This is a genomic window from Methanobrevibacter sp., assembly GCF_045603845.1.
In the GTDB taxonomy this organism is placed as follows: Archaea; Methanobacteriota; Methanobacteria; order Methanobacteriales; family Methanobacteriaceae; genus Methanocatella.
On record NZ_JAZUMY010000007.1, the window covers coordinates 1 to 4,408 of the forward strand.

4 protein-coding genes are annotated in these 4,408 nt (G+C 33.2%); all 4 read right to left on the reverse strand.

Going from position 1 to position 4,408, the window contains the following annotated elements; all coding sequences use genetic code 11:
• Positions 1–91: 91 nt before the first annotated feature.
• Positions 92–442, reverse strand: coding sequence for a carboxymuconolactone decarboxylase family protein (locus tag ACKI2W_RS00575; protein WP_407378489.1), 351 nt, complete (start codon positions 440–442; stop codon positions 92–94).
• 778 nt (positions 443–1,220) lie between these two features.
• Positions 1,221–1,658 (reverse strand): molybdenum cofactor biosynthesis protein MoaE, encoded by a 438-nt coding sequence (locus tag ACKI2W_RS00580; RefSeq protein WP_407378490.1) that lies wholly within the window; start codon positions 1,656–1,658, stop codon positions 1,221–1,223.
• A gap of 48 nt (positions 1,659–1,706) precedes the next feature.
• Positions 1,707–4,019 carry a ferredoxin:CoB-CoM heterodisulfide reductase subunit HdrA gene (gene hdrA, locus ACKI2W_RS00585; protein WP_407378492.1) on the reverse strand — a complete coding sequence of 771 codons (2,313 nt, stop codon included), beginning with the start codon at positions 4,017–4,019 and terminating at the stop codon, positions 1,707–1,709.
• A partial coding sequence (locus ACKI2W_RS00590; RefSeq protein WP_407378494.1) for a heterodisulfide reductase-related iron-sulfur binding cluster occupies positions 4,016–4,408 on the reverse strand: 393 nt, incomplete at its 5' end. The genes hdrA and ACKI2W_RS00590, both read right to left, overlap by 4 nt.

The window sequence follows — 4,408 nt, forward strand, 5'->3', positions numbered from 1 at the left end:
GTTTCATTACAGATACTTTACGAAAAAAATAGAAATCCAATGGATTTAAAATCATCCATCGTCTGAAAACAAACAAAATTAAAGAAAGGCATTATGCCTTATCTTCCCTTTCCTCTTCAATTGCTTCAACGACACTGTTCAAGATTTGAAGGGATTTGGAAAATGCCGGCATACCTGAAGTCAACAAGACTACTCTCAATACATCAACGATTTCATCTTTAGTAATGCCCAATACTTCAATGGCGCTTCTGATTTGTTTTTTGGTAGCTCTTGCATCGGCTCTTGATGCTGCAATTCCAATAGCGATTAATTTTTGAGTTTTATAATCTAAGACTTTTCCGTTCCATACAGTAGCATTCAAATCAGATACCACATCATATAAATCGGAGTATTCTCCTTCAAGTTCCCTAATTCCTTTTCCGTAATATACATCTCCTTTCATACTCTTCCTCTCCAAAATAATTTTAATTAATTAATAATTTAATTTTTAAGTTATATATAATTAATAGCTATTTAATTAATACCCACATATATAATACTTTAGCAATGCAATAACACAAGTCGTTTAATATCAAAAACTGATAAAATAAACTTATCGAGTTGATTATGGAACTTAATTATGATGGGCAGAAAAATAGCAGTTTAAAAGACAATCCTCTTTTAAAAATCGAATATACCTTTAAAAATCCGATCACAATTCTAAAAAGTAAAATATTAAATATAATATTCATTCATTAATTCACAATAATTATGTTCTACTAATTTTAAAAAAAGTCAGATTCATAAAAATTTCAGAACTTCATCACATGGACTTGCAAAAGTATCTATGCCTGCAACTAATGTATTAGCAGATTAAATATTTGATAAAGGAAATTAATTTAAAAACAAACAGTAGTTAAAATTATGAGAGCTCCTTTCAAGTATTCTGATTGTTGGTTTTGCTGGTGAAATAAAAAAGTAAGTACTGCCCACCAGATACCATTACCCACATAACTTGCATTAATACACTCACCATTGGGACGATAAATAGTAATTTATTTATCTACAACAAATTGAATCCGGTTTAATAAATTACAAAGAAAAAATGCTCAAAAAAGTAGCAAATTATCCACTACTTTTTATTGATATATAACTCAATTTATTAAATAAATACCTCATTAAGGAGGAATTCTCTTTTTATCAAATAGTCATAAACTTTTCACTGAACAGGAAGTTATGATTTATCCCCCTGCCAAAATTGTTTTTCTTCCTTCTTTTGAAATTTCTTCTTTTTTAAATTCTACATTGAATTTAACATTTTCAATTGTTTCTTTTAATGCTTCAAGGGTTTCATTTCTATGAGAACCTAAAACAGCAACTAAAAATAATGTGTCTCCTGTGTAAAATTCACCAATATAATGAACAACTGAAATTTCATGAACATTATATTTAATTTTAGTATTGTCAACTATTTTCTCAATTTCATCTACAGTTTTTTCAACATCAGGAGTTGATAAAATCAACTTTTCCAAATGCATATTCTCATCTTTTCCACGAACCATTCCTTCAAAAGTGAAAATTACTCCAGAATAATCAATTTTATTATTCTTTTTCAAATCAGCAATTAAATCAGCTGCTGTAATTTTATCATCCTTAGCTTTTATAACTTGTACAACCATTTTAAAAACACCATTTATTTAAATAAAAATTAAAATTAAGAGGTTTTTTCAAACCCCTTCTATCTCATTCAGATTTTCAATTTGCTTGTCAAAATCATTTAACTTGCGGGCAAGCCCCTCAAAGTAAGGAATATATACCTTTGAAAATGCCAATCTATTCGGATTTTCATCAGCATTTGCAATCTGTGTTTTCACCCTTTCGATTTTACGTTCAACTTCATCATACATTAAATCACCGGGGAATTCACCAATAAATACTCCATCCGCACCATTATCAAGTGCATATTTAATATGGCTAGGCCTTACACGATTAACAGAGTGAACTTTTATTATATGTATCGATTCCGGATAATTCAGTCTATTAACTCCAATATTATCCGCCGCAGTATAACCTATAGAATCCAAGAATACCAATATGATACGCTCACCATCCACTTTCTTAGATAATACACCATTAATTGTAGCGAATATCTTCTCATCAATATTACCGTTAATGTTGATTGCACCATGTTGACAAACAGTTAAACATTTTCCACAACCGTCACAACTCATCGGATCCAAGACCAGTTCATCATCAATAATGCTTAAAGCCTTAAACTTACATTTAGCTAAACAGTCCCCACATAATTGACATTTTTCATAGTCAATATCTGCAATGAATGGTTCAATTTCTACACCACCATGATTGTATTCACTGACTTTAGATGCTGCGGCTGTTGCTTGCATTATCGAATCAGTAATATCCTTAGGGTCTTGTGCAGTACCACAAACAAATACTCCCTGAACATCTGTTGTAACCGGTTTAATTTTGGGATGTGATTCTTTTATGAATGAATCTTCCGTAGTTCCAATGTTTAAGATTTCTGCAATTTCCTTAGTTCCTTCAGAGGGTTCCATCGCCGTTGAAAGTACAACCATATCACATTCAATTTCTTCAAATTCACCTTTAATGGTGTTTTCAACACGTACAATGAAATTATCCCCTTTAACGGCAACTTCACCAGGTCTGCCTCTTAAGAACCTAACTTCATTAGATTGTGTATGTTTATAGTATTTTTCAAACATTCCAGGAGTTCTCACATCAGTATAACAAATTAAAACATCAGTACCAGGATACTTGTGTTTAATGATGTTTGCATTTTTAGATGCGACCGAACAGCATATTTTAGAACAATACTTATGTCCATCCGGCTTTTCATCCCTTGAACCTACACATTGAATCATCACAACTCTTTTTGGAACTTCACCATTGGCTTTTAATAATTTGCCTTTTGTTGGTCCATTTACGCCAGTTATACGTCCAAGTTCCGCTTGTGTAATAATATCCGGATGTCTTTTATAGGAGTAATCAGGCCTTTTATTAGGGTCTATCAATTGATGACCGGTAGCTATTATAATAGAACCTACCTGAAGTGGAACTTTCTCAGGTTTTTGTTTTAGAGAAATTGCATCCATCATACATTGACGTTTACACTCCCCGCACTTTGTACATGCATCCCCGTCAATTACATATGCTTCAGGATAGGATTGTCCATATGGTCTATAAATTGCTTTCCTTAAAGATAAACCTTCATTCCAGTCATCGGGAACATTGATTTCACAGACATCACTACATTTTCCGCATGCGATACATTTATCGATGTCAACAAATCTTGGAGATTTCTCTACAATAAGGTTATATGTTCCAGCATGACGATTTGCACTGATAACCTTTGAGTTAGTCCAAACAGTTATGTTTTCATTCCATACCAAATCATTTAGAATAGGATTAAGCAAACACATACCGCATTCTTCAGCAATTTTCACTGGAGAGAAAACTTTTCCGATTTTAGCCATATGCCCACCTAATGTTGGTGACTGTTCGATAATAGTGACTTTTGTTCCCTGTCGTGCAAGGGATAATGCTGCATTCATTCCAGCAATCCCCCCTCCAATAACTGCTACCTCATCAGGGGTTTGACAGTAAATAGGATTAACTTCATCTGACTGCTTGACCTTTTCTATGGATGCATTAATAAGCGTAATGGCTTTTTTTGTAGCTTTCTGTTTATCCTCATGAACCCAAGAACAGTGTTCCCTTATATTTGCCATATCCATCAAATAAGGATTTAAAGGTTTTACATAATCCTGGAATGTTTTTTCATGACTTATAGGTGAACATGCACCAATTACAACCCTATCCAAATGATTTTCAATAATTGCATCACGTATGATTTTACGTCCATTTAATGAGCATAAATTTTCAAATTGTTCTATTACCTCAACATCAAGTGATTGTCTGACTTCATCCAAATCCACGGTATCGGAGATGTTTCCACCACATTCACATAAGAAAACACCAATTTTCAAATCTCCACTCATGATTCAACCTCCTTTAATTCTGTAATCACAGAATCGATTTTGGAAGTGTGCGCCTGAACACCGACAACACTCTCCCAATCAGCACCCATTGCAATAGCAATGAATTGGGAAATATTCAAGTGAATCGCTTTAAATTCCCTACCTTCCCTTTTAGAGATTAATGGTTGATATCTGTCAAATTGTATATGGCAATTAGGACATAAATGCACTACAATTTCAACACCTTCATCCTTAAGTGAATTCATTTTGTCTGCTGTCGCTGTAAATGATAAATCCGGATTAGAATATCTTTGCCTAAATCCTGTACCGCATGATGCTCTTTTATGATCATACCACCCAATTGTTTTGCATCCGCAGGCTTCAATGAGTTCATCAATTATATTCGGATC